Origin of the sequence: Mycobacterium sp. 2YAF39 (assembly GCF_052114565.1) — a bacterium.
In the GTDB taxonomy this organism is placed as follows: Bacteria; Actinomycetota; Actinomycetes; order Mycobacteriales; family Mycobacteriaceae; genus Mycobacterium.
Genome location: NZ_JBFREZ010000001.1, coordinates 1,085,781 through 1,102,894, shown reverse-complemented (window position 1 = coordinate 1,102,894; position 17,114 = coordinate 1,085,781). Strand labels below are relative to the sequence as shown.

General features: G+C 66.2%; 2 protein-coding genes. Both read right to left on the bottom strand.

What is annotated here, in order from left to right; all coding sequences use genetic code 11:
- The coding region (locus AB4Z42_RS05460) for an amino acid adenylation domain-containing protein (protein WP_442008055.1) at positions 1 to 6,815 on the bottom strand (6,815 nt) is incomplete at its 3' end.
- The gene (locus tag AB4Z42_RS05455) at positions 6,812 to 17,092 is read right to left on the bottom strand and encodes an amino acid adenylation domain-containing protein (RefSeq protein WP_442008054.1); all 10,281 of its coding nucleotides are present in this window, start codon (positions 17,090 to 17,092) and stop codon (positions 6,812 to 6,814) included. The genes AB4Z42_RS05460 and AB4Z42_RS05455, both read right to left, overlap by 4 nt.
- Positions 17,093 to 17,114 lie beyond the last annotated feature (22 nt).

Sequence of the window (17,114 nt, the reverse complement as noted above, 5' to 3'; positions counted from 1 at the left end):
GTGCCGACCACGTTGGGGCCGAACAACTCGCTGTAGGGCAGGACGCTGTTGACGAACGCCGCCGAGTCGATGATCAGATCCACGGACTCGGCCAGCCGCCGCCAGGTGTGCTCGTTGAGGCCCAGGTCGGCTTCGCCCTTGTCGCCGGCCACGACCTCCAGACGATCGGCGGCCAACTCCCGGAAACGGCGCAGCAGCTGCGCATCGCCGCTGTCGAAGGTCTTCTCCAGCCTCCGGTAGGCGTCCTCGTCGGACTTGGCGCGCACCAGGCAGACCAGCTTGCCGTCGACATGTTCCATCTGCTTGAGCAGGTCCAGCACCATGTAGCGGCCCAGGAACCCGGTCGCACCGGTCAGCAGCACCGTGCGGACCTCAGCGCTCGGGCCGGGCAGCGACGGCGCACCCGCCAGTGTCGGGGCATCGAGGAACTTGTCCAGCGTCAGATCGCGGGCATGCACCTCCGCGACGTCAGCGCCATGCACGAACGCAAAGCTCGGTCCGTGGGCCGCAGGCGCCTGCGCGTCGGCGTCCAACCGGTGGCTCAGGCCACTGACCGTCGGCGACTCGAATAAGGTGCGCACCGCAAGTTGGGCGTCGAGGCCTGTGTTGATCGCGGCGATCACGCGCATCGCAGAAATCGAATCCCCGCCGAGGTCGAAGAACGAGTCGTCGACCCCGACCCGGTCCACACCCGTCACCTGGGCGAAGATGCCGGCAAGGACCTCCTCGATCGCGTTCGACGGTGCCCGGTACTTCTGGGCGCTCTGGTACGCAGGCGCAGGGAGGGCGCGCCGGTCGAGCTTGCCGTTGACCGTCAACGGCATCGTCTCCAGGGCCATGACCGCGGCCGGAACCATGTAGGACGGCAGCCGCTTGCGCAATGCGCTGCGCGCCTCGGCCGGATCGGCGGTTCCGGTGATGTAGCCCACCAGACGCTTGTCGCCGGGGCGATCCTCGCGGGCGATCACCGCCGCCTGATCGACCCCGTCGAGTTCGGCCAGAGCGGCCTGGATTTCACCGAGTTCGATGCGATAGCCGCGGATCTTGACCTGATCGTCGACACGGCCCAGATACTGCAACTGACCGTCATCGCCCCAGCGCACGAGATCCCCCGTGCGATACATCCGGCCACCGGGGGCTCCGAAGGGGCACGCCACGAACCGCGAGGAACTCAGCCCGGCCCGATGCACATAGCCAAGGCCGACACCATGGCCCGCCAGGTAGAGCTCACCGACCACACCGGCGGCGACCGGCCGCAACCATTCGTCGAGGACGAACGTCGCACCGCCGGAGACCGGTGTGCCGATCGGGGCCACGTGCGAACCCGGCACCAACGGCGCGCTGATCGCGGCATAGATCGTGGTCTCGGTCGGGCCGTAAGCGTTGATCATCGTACGGCCGACGCCCCACCGGTCCACCAACTCGGTCGGGCAGGCCTCACCAGCCACCACCAGGGTCGTCTTCTCCAAGCCCTCCGGCGACAGCATTCCGGCCGCCGACGGGGTCTGATACAGGACGCTGACCTTTTCGGCGACCAACAGATCGTGAAGATCGCTCGGCGAGCCCGCTACTGCCTCGGGCACGATCACCAACCGCGCACCATGCAGCAGGGCACCCCAGATCTCCCACACCGACACGTCGAACACCAGCGAATGCCATTGCGACCAAACCTGTCCCGCGCCAGCGGGGATCTCGGCGCGCAGCGATTCGAGCACCTGGGTCACGTTGTGGTGGGTCACCGCAACACCCTTGGGCATACCGGTGGTTCCCGACGTGTAGATCGTGTACGCGATGTCGTCGGGCGCAGGCGTCAACAATGCGTTGCTCTGGACGTACACGGCAGCATCGTCGATCTCAACCACAGGAACATCGGACCCGTCCAGGCGCACGCGCAGATCAGCTGTCGTGAGCGCAGCGATCGGCTTGGCGTCGCCGAGCATGAACTCCAACCGCTCCTCCGGCACCGACGGATCGATCGGCAGGTACGCCGCACCGGTCTTGAGCACCGCGAGCATGCCGACGATCGCGTCGTCGGATCGGGGAACCAGCAGAGCCACGGATTCACCGGGGCCTGCGCCATACATGGCCAGCAGGTTCGCCATCCGGTTGCTGGCCTCGTCGAGCTCGCCGTAGGTCATCGATCGACCGTCGAAGGTCAGCGCCACCGCCCCCGGGTCGCGGTCGACCTGCGCTGCGAAGACCGCCGGAATGGACATGGGTGCCGTAGCCGCGTGGCTCAACACCACCCGGTTGGACCACACGTCCAGACGGGCGTGTTCGTCGATGTCGAGTACGTCCATCGACGACAGTCGCCGCGAGGGGTCGTCGATCATCGAAACCAGGAGCCGCTGGAATCGGTCGATCAACGATTCGATGCGGGCGACGTCAAAGACGGCGGAATCGAATTCGACGCGAAGCCCGATCTCGTGACCCGGCAGCACCATCACCGACAGCGGGTAGTGGTTGTACTCGCGGTTGTTGAACTCGGTGATCGCCAACTCGTGCACGCCCGCGAACGCGCTGGTGTCGATCGGGTAGCTCTCGTACAGGAACAAGGTGTCGAAGAGCTGATCGTGACCGGTGACATGGTGAATGTCGTTGAGCGCCAGATGCTCGTGCTCGATCGTGTCGTTGTGGTTACGTTGCAATTGACCCAGCAGGTCACCGACGGTGGTCGCGGCAGTCATGTCTGCGCGGACCGGCACGGTATTGATCAGCAGGCCGACGATCGAATCGGCGCCCGGCAGGTCGGCCGGTCGTCCCGACACCGCGGTACCGAACGCGACGTCGTGGTGGCCGGTCAGCGCCATCAGCAGCTGCGCCCAGGCAGCCTGCAGGACGGTGTTGACGGTCGTGTGGTGTGTGCGCGCCAGGTCCCCCAGCGAGCTGGTGAGTTCCGCCGACATCCGGTACGACTCCACGCCGCGCGGACCTGGAGGGGCCTGCGGGGCGACGAGGGTCGGAGTGTCGAAGCCGTCCAGCACCTGGCCCCACGCCACCCTCGCGGCGTCGCGGTCCTGGCTGTCCAGCCAGGTCACGAAGTTGCGATACGGCGCGGCGGCGGGCAGCCGCTGTCCGAAATAGCTGGCCAAGATCTCCTGCAGCAGTACCGGCAGCGACCAGCCGTCGATCACGATGTGGTGGAAGGTCAGGACGAACCGGTGTTGGTTGCCCGCGGTGCGGATCAACGCGGCACGAAAAGTCGGCCGGTCAGCGAGGTCGCACACCGCAATGCGCTCGGCAGCGCACAGCTGCTGAACCTCGGCGTCGGATTTGCGGTCGTCCCAGCGCAGATCCAGATAGCGCCATGCCATCACGGGATCGGCGGGAATGATCTGCACCGGCTCGCCGAATTGGTCGGAGAAGCGGGCCGCCAGGTTCGGATGACGGGTCACCACGTTCTGCACCGCGTCGCGGAAGCGGTGGGCGTCGAGCGCACCGGTCACGGTGATGTCCAGCTGCACCGCGTACAGGTCGTCGGCGATGCCCCGCGCGAAGGTGGAGTGGAACAGCAGTCCTTGCTGCAACGGGGTCAGCGGCAGCACGTCGCTGATGTCGTGTTGCTCTGTCAGCTCGTCGATCTGCCGTTGAGTCAGGCGCGCCGGCGCAAGGTCGGAGGGCGTGAGTCCGCCGCCACCGCCGCGCACGTGTGCACAGATGCCGGTCAGGGCCTCGAACCACAACTTGCTCAGCCGCCCGGCCTGCTCTTCGTCCAGCGCTGAGGGCGCCCATGTCCAGCTGGCCTGAAGCTGCGGACCGGCGTCGGTGTCGAGGGTGCCTGCGTTGAGTTCGACGGTGTGCATCAGCGGCATCGGCACCGCCGACGCCGCCGCGGCGACCGACAGACCGTCTTCGTTGATCCGCCAGAAGTCGTCGGCGAGGTCGCCCATTCCGGCACCGAGACGACCCAGGTAGTTGAAACCGATCGCCGGTTCGGTTCCGCCCAGATCGACCTCGGGGTTCAGGTAGCGCAGCAGGCCGTAAGTCAGCCCATCGGGCAACGCGCGCAGCTGCTCCTTGGCGGCCTTGACCACCGGGCCCAGCGCCGCGTCACCGGCCACGACCTGGTCCCAGGACAATCCACCGACGGTCAGGGACACGGGGTACTTGGTGGTGAACCAGCCCACCGTGCGCGACAGGTCGACATCGTCGGCGAGCTCCTCGTGGCGGCCGTGGCCCTCCACGTCGACGCCGATCGGCGTGTTGCCGGTGCCCAGGAACTCCGACCAGGCCAGCCCGAACGCGATCAGCATGATGTCCTGCACGCCGGCGTGGAAGGCGGCGGGTACCTCGCCGAGAAGCGGCCGCGTGGTGGCGGCGTCCAACGACACCGACAGTTCCTGCGCATTGATATAGGTATCCGTCGCGGGCTGCACCGCGGGAAGAATGATCGGGGCCGACGTCACCTGACGCCAGGTGTCGGCCAGCTCGAGGATCTCCGGTCGACGCGCATGCTCCTCGAGCAGCGCGGCCCAGCGCTGGAATGACGTCCCGCCGGTCGGCAGGTCCACCGGCTGGCCGCTGTGATGCTGGGCCCAAGCGATATTGAGGTCTTCGAGCAGAATCCGCCAAGACACGCCATCGACGGCGAGGTGGTGGATCATCAGCGCTAACTGGCCGGTCTCTTCGACCCACAGCGCGCTCAGCATCGCGCCGGCGCCCGGGTTCAGCCGCGACCGCGCAGCGATCAGCGCCTCATCCGAGAGTGAGTCGACAACCGACAGGCATGCACGGGCATCCACCGATCCCGGCTTGGGCACATGGAGTGACCATTCGCCTGCTCCGTCGTCCTCGACAAACAGCCGCAGTGTGGCGTGCCGATCCAGCAGCGCCTGCAGCACCGTCTGGACGTCGGCCTCGGTCACCCCGGCAGGAGCCTGCATCACGATCGTCTGGTTGAACTCGCCGACAGGACCGTCGACGCTCTGCAGCCACCGGATGACCGGGGTGGCCGACACGGCGCCGAGGCCCTCGTCGATGACCGCGGCCTCACCGCCGATCACCTTGGCCACGGACGCAAGGCGCGCCACGGTCTGCTCGACGAAGATGTCACGGGGGCGGCACAGCAGCCCGGCTGCGCGGGCGCGGGCGACCACCTGCATCGACAGGATGCTGTCGCCGCCGAGGTCGAAGAAGGAGTCGTCGACGCCGACCCGGTCGACGCCCAGGACCTGCGCGTAGATGGCGGTCAGGATCTCCTCGACGGGGGTGGCCGGGGCGCGGTATGTTGCGCCGTTACCGCGGAACTCCGGCGCCGGCAGGGCGCGTTTGTCCAGCTTGCCGTTGACCGTCAGCGGCAGCGACTCGAGCACCACCACCGCGACCGGGACCATGTACGCGGGGAGACGCGTGGCCAGCGCACTGCGCACCTCAGCCGGATCGGCGGTGCCGGTGAGATATCCCACCAGACGCTTGTCGCCGGGGCGATCCTCACGCGCGATGACCGCCGCGTGCTCGACTCCGTCCAGCCTGGCCAGTGCATCCTGGATCTCACCGAGTTCGATACGGTAGCCGCGGATCTTGACCTGCTCATCGGCGCGGCCCAGGTACTGCAGCTGGCCGTCATCGCCCCACCGCACCAGGTCGCCAGTGCGATACATCCGGGCACCGGGCGCACCGAACGGGCATGCCACAAATCGCGACGAACTCAAGCCAGCCCTGCGTAGATAGCCAGTCGCCACACCGGCACCGGCGATGTACAGCTCGCCGACAACACCTTCAGGCGCCGGCCGCAGCCACTTGTCAAGCACGATCAACGCCGCCTGCGGCACCGGCGAACCGATCGGGGCCACACCGGAGCCCGGCATCAACGGCGAGCTCATCGCCGCATAGATCGTGCCCTCGGTCGGGCCGTAGGCGTTGATCACGACTCGCTCAGTGGTCGCCCACCGGTCCACCAGCTCGGTCGGGCACGCCTCACCGGCCACGACCAGCGTCGTCGACTCCAGCCCCTCCGGCGAGAGCATCCCCGCCGCAGACGGGGTCTGGCAGAGGACGCTCACCTTTTCGGTAATCAGCAGATTGTGGAAGTCGATCGGCGAGCTCGCGACGGACTCTGGTACGACAACTAGTCGGCCGCCGTGCAGCAGGGCTCCCCAGATCTCCCAAACAGAAACGTCGAAGACCAGGGAGTGCCATTGCGACCACACCTGTCCCGGACCAGACGGCAGGTCGGCGTGCAGTTTCTCGACCAGCGATGTCACGTTCTGGTGAGTGACCGCGACTGCTTTGGGCACGCCGGTGGTGCCGGACGTGTAAGTCATGTACGCCAGGTCGTCGGGGGCCGGCGTCGAAAGTGCGGTATTGGGCTGGGCGGCAAGTGCGGGATCTTCGACGTCGATGACCGCGAGGTCCGATCCGTTCAGGCGCACGCGCAGGTCAGCCGTGGTGACCGCGGCGATCGGCGCAGCGTCACCCAGCATGAAGGCGATTCGCTCGTCAGGATGGGCGGGGTCGATCGGCAGATACGCCGCCCCGTTCTTGAGCACCGCAAGGATCGCGATGATGGCTTCCGCCGACCGAGGGATCAGCAGCGCAACAGATTCACCGGGGGCGGCGCCGTGGCTGGCCAGCAGGTTGGCCAGCCGGTTGGCGGCCTCGTCCAGCTCGCGATACGTCCACGTTTGCTCGCCACATACCAACGCCACCGCTTCAGGCGCCCGGACCACCTGCGCGGCAAACAGAACCGGAATCGACACCCGGGGGGCGGTCGAGTCGGTCAGCACCGACTGGTTACCCCACTCAGCTAACTGATCGTGCTCGTCGTCATCGAGAAGGTCGAACGACAAAAGTGTCCTGGTGGCGTCACCACTCATGACTTCCCCCTCGTGTCTACTGTCATCGCTTCCAGCACCCGTCGGAACCGGTCGACAAGCTTTCCGACCCGGGCGGTGGTGAACACGTCCATATCGAATTCGACGCGCAGGCCCAATTCGTTACCCGGCACGGCTTGCACCGAGAGCGGGTAGTGGTTGTACTCGCGGTTCGTGTACTTCGTGATCGCCATCTCGGGCACGTCCAACATGCCCGAGGTATCGATCGGATAGTTCTCGTATATGAAGACGGTGTCGAACAGTTGGTCGTGACCGGTGGCGCGGTGGATCTCGTTCAGCGCCAGATGTTGATGCTCTAACGTGTCAGTGTACGCGGTTTGTAGCTGGTTCAGCAAATCCGCAATCGTGGTCGTCGGAGTGACACTTGCCCGCACAGGAACGGTATTAATCAACAAACCGACCATTGATTCTGCGCCGGGCAAATCGGTCGGCCGTCCAGAAACGGCAGTTCCGAAGGCGACATCAGGTTGCCCAGTCAGCCACATCAGCATCTGCGCCCACGCTGCCTGAAGCACGGTGCTGATCGTTGTGTGGCATGAACGCGCCAACTCGCCGAGGGCCTGGGTGGTTTCGGCCGACACGTGGAACTCTTCGACGCCTCGCCGCCCGAGCGACAGCCGGCCGGGCGGACCCACCAAGGTGGGGGTGTCGAATCCCGCCAATGCCTTACGCCATGCGGCCTGTGCAGCTTCGCGGTCCTGTCGAGCCAACCAGCTGACGAACCTTCGGTACCCGACCGGTGCAGGTAACCGTGCGCCGAAGTAGCTGGCAAAGATCTCTTGCAGCAGGATCGGCTTCGACCAGCCGTCAAGCACGATGTGGTGGTTCGTGAGCACGAACCGGTACTGATCTGCTGCCGTCCGAATCAGGGCTGCCCGGAAAGGAGGCTGATCGGCGAGATCGCAGACCGCGGCGCGCTCAGCGGCGCTGAATTGATCGACCTGGGCCTCTACATCTGCGGCGTCACCGTCGAGCTCGACGTACTGCCATGTCAGCGGCGGATCATCCAGGATCACTTGCACGGGTTCACCGAAGTCTTCGCTGAACCGCACGACGAGGTTCGGATGGCGATTGACCATGGTCTGCACCGCATCGCGAAGGCGATCTGGATCGAGCTGACCGGTCACCGTGATGTCCAGCTGCACCGCATAGAGATCCTCGTTGCCCGGTGCGGCACCCGTGTGGAACAACAGGCCGGTCTGCAGCGGGGTCAGGGGCAGCACGTCGGCGAGCTGGAAGTGTTCCTGAAGCTCATCGATCTGCTGTTGGCTTACCCGGGCCGGCAGGACATCGGACGGGGTCAGCCCGCCGCCACCCTGACGCACATGCGCGCAGATGCCCGTCAGCGCGTCGAACCACAGCCGGCCGATCCGTCCGACCTGGTCTTCATCCAGGGCCGACAGCGCCCATGTCCACGTCGCGTGCAGATGCGGCCCGGTCTCGGTGTCCATCGTGCCCGCGTTGAGCTCGACCGTGTGCCCCAGCGGTGTGGGTACGGCCGTCGCGGCCGAGGTTATCGCCACACCGTCGTGGTCGATCCGCCACAACTCCTCGGAGAGGTCGGCCGCGGCCGCGCCCAACCGTCCCAAATAGTTGAAGCCGATCGCCGGGTCTGGCCCGGCCAAATCGACGTCGGGGTTCATGTAGCGCAGCACGCCGTAGGACAGACCGTCCGGCAGTCCGCGCAGCTGCTCCTTGGCGTCCTTGATGAGAGGACCGAGGGCGCCGTCGCCGGACACCACCTGATCCCAGGTCAATCCGCCGACGGTCAACGACACCGGGTACTTGGTGGTGAACCAGCCGACCGTGCGCGACAGGTCTACGTCGTTGGCCAGTTCCTCGTCGCGGCCGTGACCTTCAACGTCGATGCCGAGCGGTGCGCCGCCGGACCCCAGGTATTCCTGGAACGCCAACCCGAAAGCGATCAACATGATGTCCTGAACGCCCGCGTGGAACGCCGCGGGCACCTCACCGAGCAGCAGGCGGGTGATGTCGGTATCCAGCGACATCGAGAGCTGTCCGGCGTTGGCGTAGGTGTCGACGTCGGGTTGCACGGCAGGCAGTGCGGGCGGCACCGCCGCCACCTGCCGCCAGGCGTCGGCCAGCCCGACCACGGCGGGCACGCGTGCATGCTCATTCAGCACCGATGACCAGCGGGCGAACGATGTACCGCCTGTGGGCAGAGCCACGTCCTGCCCGCTGTGGTGCTGGGCCCAGGCAATGTTGATGTCTTCCAACAGGATTCGCCATGACACGGCGTCCACGGCCAGGTGGTGGACGATCAGCACCAGCCGGCTGGTGTCCTGCACCCACAGGGCGCTGAGCATCGTCCCGGCGTCGGGGTTCAGCCGCGAAAGTGCATCCTCCAGTGCGCCATCGGAGAAGGCATCAACGGATTGCAGGCAACTGCGCGCATCGACCGATCCGATATCGGGCACGCTGAACGCCCGCCCGCCTGCGCCGTCGTCATCGACGAGGAGCCGCAACATGCCGTGCCTGTCCAGCAGGGCCTGCAGCACGAGTGCCACATCGTCCTCGGTGACTCCCGCGGGGGCCTGCAACACCACCGTCTGGTTGAACTGATCGACGGGACCGTCGACACTGTCCAGCCATTGCATGATCGGGGTGGTGACCACCGGCCCGATACCCTCGTCGACCGTTGCATCGCCGTCGGCGAATACGGTCACCTGGGCCAGCCGGGCCACGGTCTGCTCAACGAAGATGTCGCGCGGCCGGCACACCAGCCCGGCCGCCCGTGCGCGAGCCACCACCTGCATCGACAGAATGCTGTCGCCGCCAAGGTCGAAGAACGAATCGTCGACACCGACCCGCTCGACGCCGAGGACTTCGGCGTAGATGCCGGCAAGGATCTCCTCGAACGCACCAGAGGGCGCGCGGTAGCTGTCGGCGTCGTTGAACTCCGGTGCCGGCAGGGCACGGGTGTCGAGTTTCCCGTTGACCGTCAACGGGAGTGCATCCAGCACCACCACGGCGGCGGGCACCATATAGGTCGGGAGGCGTTCGCCGAGCTTCGCGCGCGCCGCGATCGGGTCGACCGTCCCGGTGACGTAACCGACCAGGCGCTTGTCGCCGGGACGATCCTCGCGCACGATCACCGCGGCCTGATCCACCGCGTCCAATCCCGCCAGTGCAGCCTGGATCTCCCCCAGCTCGATGCGGTAGCCGCGGATCTTCACCTGCTTGTCGGCACGGCCTTCGTACCGCAGTTGCCCGTCCGCGCCCCAGCGCACCAGATCTCCGGTGCGATACATCCGCGCTCCAGGGCCGCCGAACGGGCACGCGACGAAACGCGTCGAGGTCAGGTCGGACCGACCCACGTAGCCAGATGCGAGTCCCGCGCCGGCCACATACAGCTCGCCGACGACACCCACCGGGACCTGACGCATCCACTCGTCCAAGACGAAGAAGGCGAGGTGCTCCAACGGCACACCGATGGGGCTGACATTCGTGTCGATGTCACCCTCGCCGATTTCCCGGAAAGAGGCGTGCACCGTGGTCTCGGTGATGCCGTACATGTTGATCATGCGCGGCAGTCCTGGATGGCTGTGCAGCCAGGTCGAAAGGCGCTGCGGCTCAAGGGCTTCCCCGCCGAAGACCACCGTCTGAAGCTTCAGCTGCTGTCCCAGCTCCGGCTGAAGCGCGTCAGCGGTCTGCAGCGCATAGAACGCCGACGGCGTCTGGCTCAGGACACTGACCTGTTCGGTGACCAACAGCGCGTGCAGGTCTTCTGGCGAACGGACGACCGAATCCGGCACGATCAGCAGACGGCCGCCGTACAGGAGCGCGCCCCAGATCTCCCAGACCGAGTAGTCGAAAGCCAACGAATGGCACTGCGTCCACACCTGTCCGAGCGAGAGCTCGACGTCGAGTGATTCCAGCAGCCTGGTGACGTTGCGGTGAGTGACCGCAACGCCTTTGGGCCTCCCGGTCGTGCCGGAGGTGTAGATGATGTACGCGATGTCGTCCGGAGTCGGCGCGACCAGGGCATCGCTGGGCTGCGGATCGACGGCCGGGTCGTTGACATCGACGAGGGGCACGCCGAACGGCTCCAGCCGCGAGCGCAGGTCCGCCGTGGTGATGGCGGCGATTGGCGCGGCGTCGCCGAGGACGAATTCGATTCGGGCATCGGGATGCGCGGGGTCGATCGGTAGATACGCCGCACCGGTCTTGAGCACCGCCAGGATCGCCGCGACGGCGTCGTCGGTACGGGGAAGAAGTAGCGCCACACGTTGTCCCGGGCCAGCGCCGCGGCCGGCGAGCAGATACGCCAATCGATTGGCGCTCTCGTCGAGCTCGCCGTAGGTCACCGACCGACCCTCGAAAGTGATCGCCACCGCCTCCGGGGAGCGGGAGACCTGCTCGTCGAACATCGCCATGATCGACACCGGCGTGGTGGCCGGACGGCGGAGCACCGCCCTGTTGCCCCATTCGTCGAGCTGGTCACGCTCGCCCGCAGCGAGCAGATCGATGGACGACAGCTGCGCGGTGGGATCGGCGACCATGGCCGCCAACACCTGGCTCAACCGGCTGATCAGAGTTTCGACCGCCGCGACTTCGAACATCTCGGTGTCGTATTCGACGCGAAGGATCAGCTCGTGACCCGGCGTCGCCACCACCGACAGCGGGTAGTGGTTGTACTCGCGGCTGCTGAACTCGGTGACGGCGAAGTCCTGCACGCCCAACAGCGCACCGGGATCGATCGGATAGTTCTCGTAGACCAACAGGGTGTCGAACAGTTGGTCTTGACCGACGGCCCGATGGATCTCGGCGAGCGCCAGATGCTCGTGGTCGAGGGTGTCGTTGTGGCTCCGTTGCAACTGGTCGAGCAGGTCGGCGACGGTGATCGCCGCAGTCATGTTGGCGCGCACAGGAACGGTGTTGATCAACAACCCGACCATGGAATCCGCGCCGGGCAGGTCGACCGGGCGCCCCGACACCGCGGTGCCGAAGGCGACATCCTGGTGGCCGGTCAGCCACATCAGCAGCTGCGCCCAAGCGGCCTGCAGCACGGTGTTCGCCGTCGTGTGCTGTGCGCGCGCCAATTCGCCCAGGGCCTTGGTGATTTCGGCGGAGAGCCGGTACGACTCCACACCGCGCGCACCGGCCTGAGTCGGCGGCGCCACCAGGGTGGGCGTCTCGAAACCGGCCAACACCTCGCGCCATGCCGCGCGGGCGGCCTCGCGATCCTGATCGTCGAGCCAGGTGACGAAGTTGCGATACGGCGCGGGCGCAGGCAGTCGGTGCCCGAAGTAGCCGGCGAAGATGTCCTGCAACAGGACCGGCAGCGACCAGCCGTCGATCACGATGTGGTGAATGCTCACCAGCAGTTGGTAATGGTTCTCGGGCGTGCGGATGAGCGAGGCCCGGAACAACGGCTTATCACCGGCGAGCTCGCAGACCGCGGCGCGTTCGCCGGCGCTTATCGCCTCGATCTGCGCATCGACATCGGTGCCCGCGTTCAATTCCACGTACTGCCAAGCAATCTCGGGATTCGCCGGGATGACCTGAACAGGCTCGTCGAACTGATCGGAGACGAAACGCGCCGCCAGGTTGGGATGGCGGCCGACCATGCCGTACACCGCGTCGCGCAAGCGATCGGGGTCGAGAGCACCGGTCATGGTGATGCTCAACTGCACCGCGTAGATGTCGTCGCTGGAACCCTCTACGAAGGAGGCTTGGAACAGCAGCCCCTGCTGCAGCGGGGTCAACGGCAGTACATCGGCGAACTGATACTGCTTGGCAAGCCCATCGATCTGCTGTTGATTCAAGCGGGCCGGCGCGAGATCCGACGGCGTCAACCCGCCGCCGCCGAGGCGCACGTGCGCACAGATACCGGCGAGAGCCTCGAACCACAACCGGCTCAGCCGGTCGATCTGATCGCCATCGACCGCCGAGGGTGCCCACGTCCAGTTGGCCTGCAATTGCGGTCCGGCTTCGGTATCGGCGGTGCCCGCGTTGAGTTCGACGGTGTGCGCCAGCGGCATCGGCACGGCCAGGGCCACATCGGTCGTCGACAGGCTGTCCGGGCTGATTCGCCACAGATCATCGGAGAGATCGCCCGCTCCTGCACCCAGCCGGCCCAGGTAGTTGAACCCGATCGTCGGATCGGCTCCGCCCAGGTCGACATCGGGGTTCAGGTAGCGCAGCAGACCATAGGTCAGTGGATCGGGAAGGGAGCGCAGCTGCTCCTTGGCGTTCTTGAGCACCGGCCCCAGCGCGGCGTCGCCGGCGACGATCTGCGCCCACGAGAGCCCACCGACGGCGAGAGCCACCGGGTACTTGGTGGTGAACCAGCCGACCGTTCGCGACAGATCGATATCGGGGCCCAGCTCCTCATGGCGGCCGTGGCCTTCCACGTCGAAACCGATCTGCGCCTTGGGCGTGCCCAGGAATTCCGCCCAGGCCAGCCCGAACGCAATCAAGAGGATGTCTTGCACCCCTGCGTGGAATGCCGCGGGCACCTCACCGAGCAGCGACCGCGTGGTGTCCACATCGATCGACACCGAGAGGCGGCCGGCATTGGCGTAGGTGTCGACGTCGTGTTGCACCGCAGGCAACGCGCTCGGAAGAGCCGCAATCTCGCGCCATGTCTCGGCCTGGTTCACGACCGCCGAACTGTGCGCGTGTTCTTCGAGCAGCGAGGCCCACCGCTGAAACGACGTCCCCCCCGTTGGCAGCTCCACCGGCTGACCGTTGTGATGCTGTGCCCACGCAATGTTGAGGTCTTCCAACAGGATTCGCCACGACACCCCGTCGACAGCCAGATGGTGAATCATCAACACCAGCTGGCTCGTCGGGGCCACCCACAACGCGCTGAGCATCAGACCGGCACCCGGGTTCAACCGCGACCGCGCCTCCACCAGTGCGTCATCGGTCAGCGCATCGACGACATGCACGCAACCTCCGGCGTCCACCGAACCGGGTTCGGGCACCGCCAGAGACCACCCGCCTGCGCCGTCATCGTCGGCGTGCAGCCGCAACGTGGCGTGCCGATCGAGCAGCGCCTGCAACACGATTTCGACGTCAGGCCGGCTCACCCCTTCCGGAGCCTGCAGCACAAGGGTCTGATTGAACTCCTCGACCGGACCATCGATGTCGTGCAGCCAACGCATGATCGGGGTGGGCACCACCGCGCCGATACCCTCATCGACCGTCGCGGCGTCGCCGCCGACGACAGTCGCTACGGCGGCCAATCGGGCCACGGTCTGCTCGACGAAGATGTCGCGGGGCCGGCACAGCACTCCTGCCGCCCTGGCCCGCGCCACCACCTGCATCGACAGGATGCTGTCGCCGCCCAGATCGAAAAACGAGTCATCGACCCCGATGCGGTCCGCACCCAATACCTGGGCATAGATGTCGGCGAGGATCTCCTCGATGGCGGTGGCCGGAGCACGATAGTCGGCTCCGAAGCCGCGGTACTCCGGGGCAGGCAAGCTGCGTGTGTCCAACTTGCCGTTGGCCGTCAGCGGCAGCTTCTCCAGCACCACGATGGCCGCGGGAACCATGTACGGCGGCAGCCGGTCGGCCATCCGGGTGCGGACTTCGGCCGGATCGGCGGATCCGGTGACGTAACCGACCAGACGCTTGTCGCCGGGGCGATCCTCGCGAACGATCACCGCCGCCTGGCTCACGCCATCCAGATCGGCCAGCGCGGACTGGATCTCGCCCAACTCAATGCGGTAGCCGCGGATCTTGACCTGCTCATCGGCGCGGCCCAGGTACTGCAGCTGTCCGTCGGGACCCCAAGACACCAGATCGCCGGTGCGATACATCCGCGTCCCCGGCTCGCCGAACGGGCATGCCACGAACCGCGACGACGTCAGGCCGGACCGACCGAGATAACCGTTCGTCACGCCCGAGCCGGCCACATACAACTCGCCGACGACTCCCGCAGGCACCGGCTTCATCCAGGTGTCCAGCACGAACAGTGCCGCCCCCGGTACCGGCCCACCGATCGGCGCCACACCCGACCCCGGCACCAGTGGTGCGCTGACCGCCGCACACACCGTGGTTTCGGTCGGACCGTAGCCGTTGACCATGATCCGGCCGGCCGTCGCCCACCGATCCACCAACTCGGTGGGAAGGGCCTCGCCGACCACCGCCAGCGCCATCGATTCCAGACCCTCCGGCGACAGCTGCGCCACCGCCGTGGGCGTCTGCGTCAAGACGGTGACGCGTTCCCTGATCAGCAGGTCGTGGAGATCCTCGGGTGAGGCTGCTACCGCCTCGGGCACGACCACCAGTCGTCCGCCGCGCAGCAACGGGCCCCAGATCTCCCACACCGACGCGTCGAAGGCCAACGAATGGCACAGCGTCCACGTGGCTGGATGCTGGAAGGAGGCATCCAGATTCCTCATCAGCTGGCCGGCGCTGTGATGCGTGACCGCAACACCTTTGGGAGTTCCGGTGGTTCCCGACGTGTAGATGATGTACGCGAGGTCATCGGGCGCCGGAGCCTGCAGCGCCGTGCTGGGCTTGCCGTCGATGGCAGGGTCGTCGACGTCGATGACCGCAACCCCGGACCCGTCCAGCCGCGACCGCAGGCCGGCGGTCGTCACCACCGCGACCGGCGCGGCGTCGCCGAGGATGAACTCCAGCCGCGCCGCAGGTACTGCAGCGTCGATCGGCACATATGCCGCTCCGGTCTTGAGCACCGCCAGAATCGCAATGACGGCTTCGGCGGAGCGAGGAACCAGGAGCGCCACGAACTTGCCGGGGCGTGCACCGCGGTCGACCAGTAGATGCGCGAACCGATTGGCGGCCTCATCCAATTCGCGGTAGGTCCATGACCGCTCACCGCACACCAGAGCCACCGTTTCCGGGGTGCTGTCGACATGTGTTGCGAACAACTCCGGAATCGAGAACCGGGCCGGTGGCGGTTCGGTCAACACCGCCCGGCTACCGATCTGATCCAGCCGGGCGTGCTCTTCGGCGTCCAGCGCGTCTAGCGACGACAGCGGTCGATCCGGATCGGCCGCCATCTCCACCACGATGCGCTGTAGGCGCTCCGCCAAGTTTGCGACTCCGAAGCCGGCGTACGGCTGCCCCGGACCGGCGGCGCCGAGGAACATCTGGTCACTGGCGCCGGAAAAGAACAAACCGAAGTGACCCATCGGACCGTGATTGGTGAAGGCCGCGGTCGCGGGAACACCGCCGAGGTCCAGCGTGAGCCGGGACGGTAGGAAGCTGATGGCGACCCGATCCGATGTCTGCCTGGGACCTCGAGACATTCCCTCGTCGTCGAGGCCGTGCACCGGAAATCGCTGATGCTGCAACAACTCTCGTATCCGAAGATCGACGTGCTTGCAGAACTCGCCAGCGGTGGCTTCCGGCGGGGCCGACAGCACCAGAGGCACCATTCCGGCGAGCATCCCGGGAATGATCTTCGATTCTTCGCCCACCCGCCTGCTGACCGGGAAATCCAGCGCGACCTCTGAGCCGTTTCCAGACCATGACCGCGCCAACAACGCCAGCGCCGCGGTCATCACCGTGTGCCGTCGAATACGCAGTGCCTTCGACAGCGATTTGATGCCGCCGATGGCGGCATCGCTCACCTGGACGTTCGCGGACGGCGCGTACGCGTCATGCCGGCTTGCCAGTTGGGATGCTCGCCGATCCAATCCACTCTCCGGCGGCCGATTGTTGCTCCAATAGGCCTGATCTTCGGCGAATTCAGCGGAGTTTACGTAGCCGGCCTCGAGGGCGACCAAATCTTGGAGTGAGCCGAAATATGCGGGCGGCACGGGGCTGCCCTTGGCCAGCGCCGTGTAAATCGATGCGATTCGGCGGCAGACCAGCGCCATGCCCACTCCGTCAACGGAAATGTGGTGGCCCAATCCGAACGCATAATATTGATCTGGCTGAGTTTTAAATAAGGCAAATGTCACCAGCCGGCCCGTGAGGGGCATCGGCGTGTGTTGAATTGAAGCCGCAATCTCGCGGACTTTTTCGTCGGGATCGGGCGAATCGCTGACGTCATAGAACGGTAACTCGAGATCCGAGTAATCCACCGGCTTCTGGACGACCTGGGCATCCTGCTCAAAAAAGGCGGCTCGAGCCGGTTCGGCTTCTTGCAGAGCCTGACGCATCGCCTGGTGCAGAAGATCCGGTTGAATTTCGCCGTCAACTCTTACCAAGAGGCCGAGCTGCCACTCGGTACCGACGAGGCCGCTTTCCTGGGAAAGCCAGATATCCAGCTGCCCACGCGAAAGCGGGAGTCCCCCGTCGTTAGGTTCCATGCCTCGACTTCCCCCGCCCAAC

What these genes read in the sequence shown, in the direction of transcription:
- AB4Z42_RS05455 (WP_442008054.1), bottom strand. Translation starts at nt 17,092, where the DNA reads ATGGAACCTAACGACGGGGGACTCCCGCTTTCGCGTGGGCAGCTGGAT.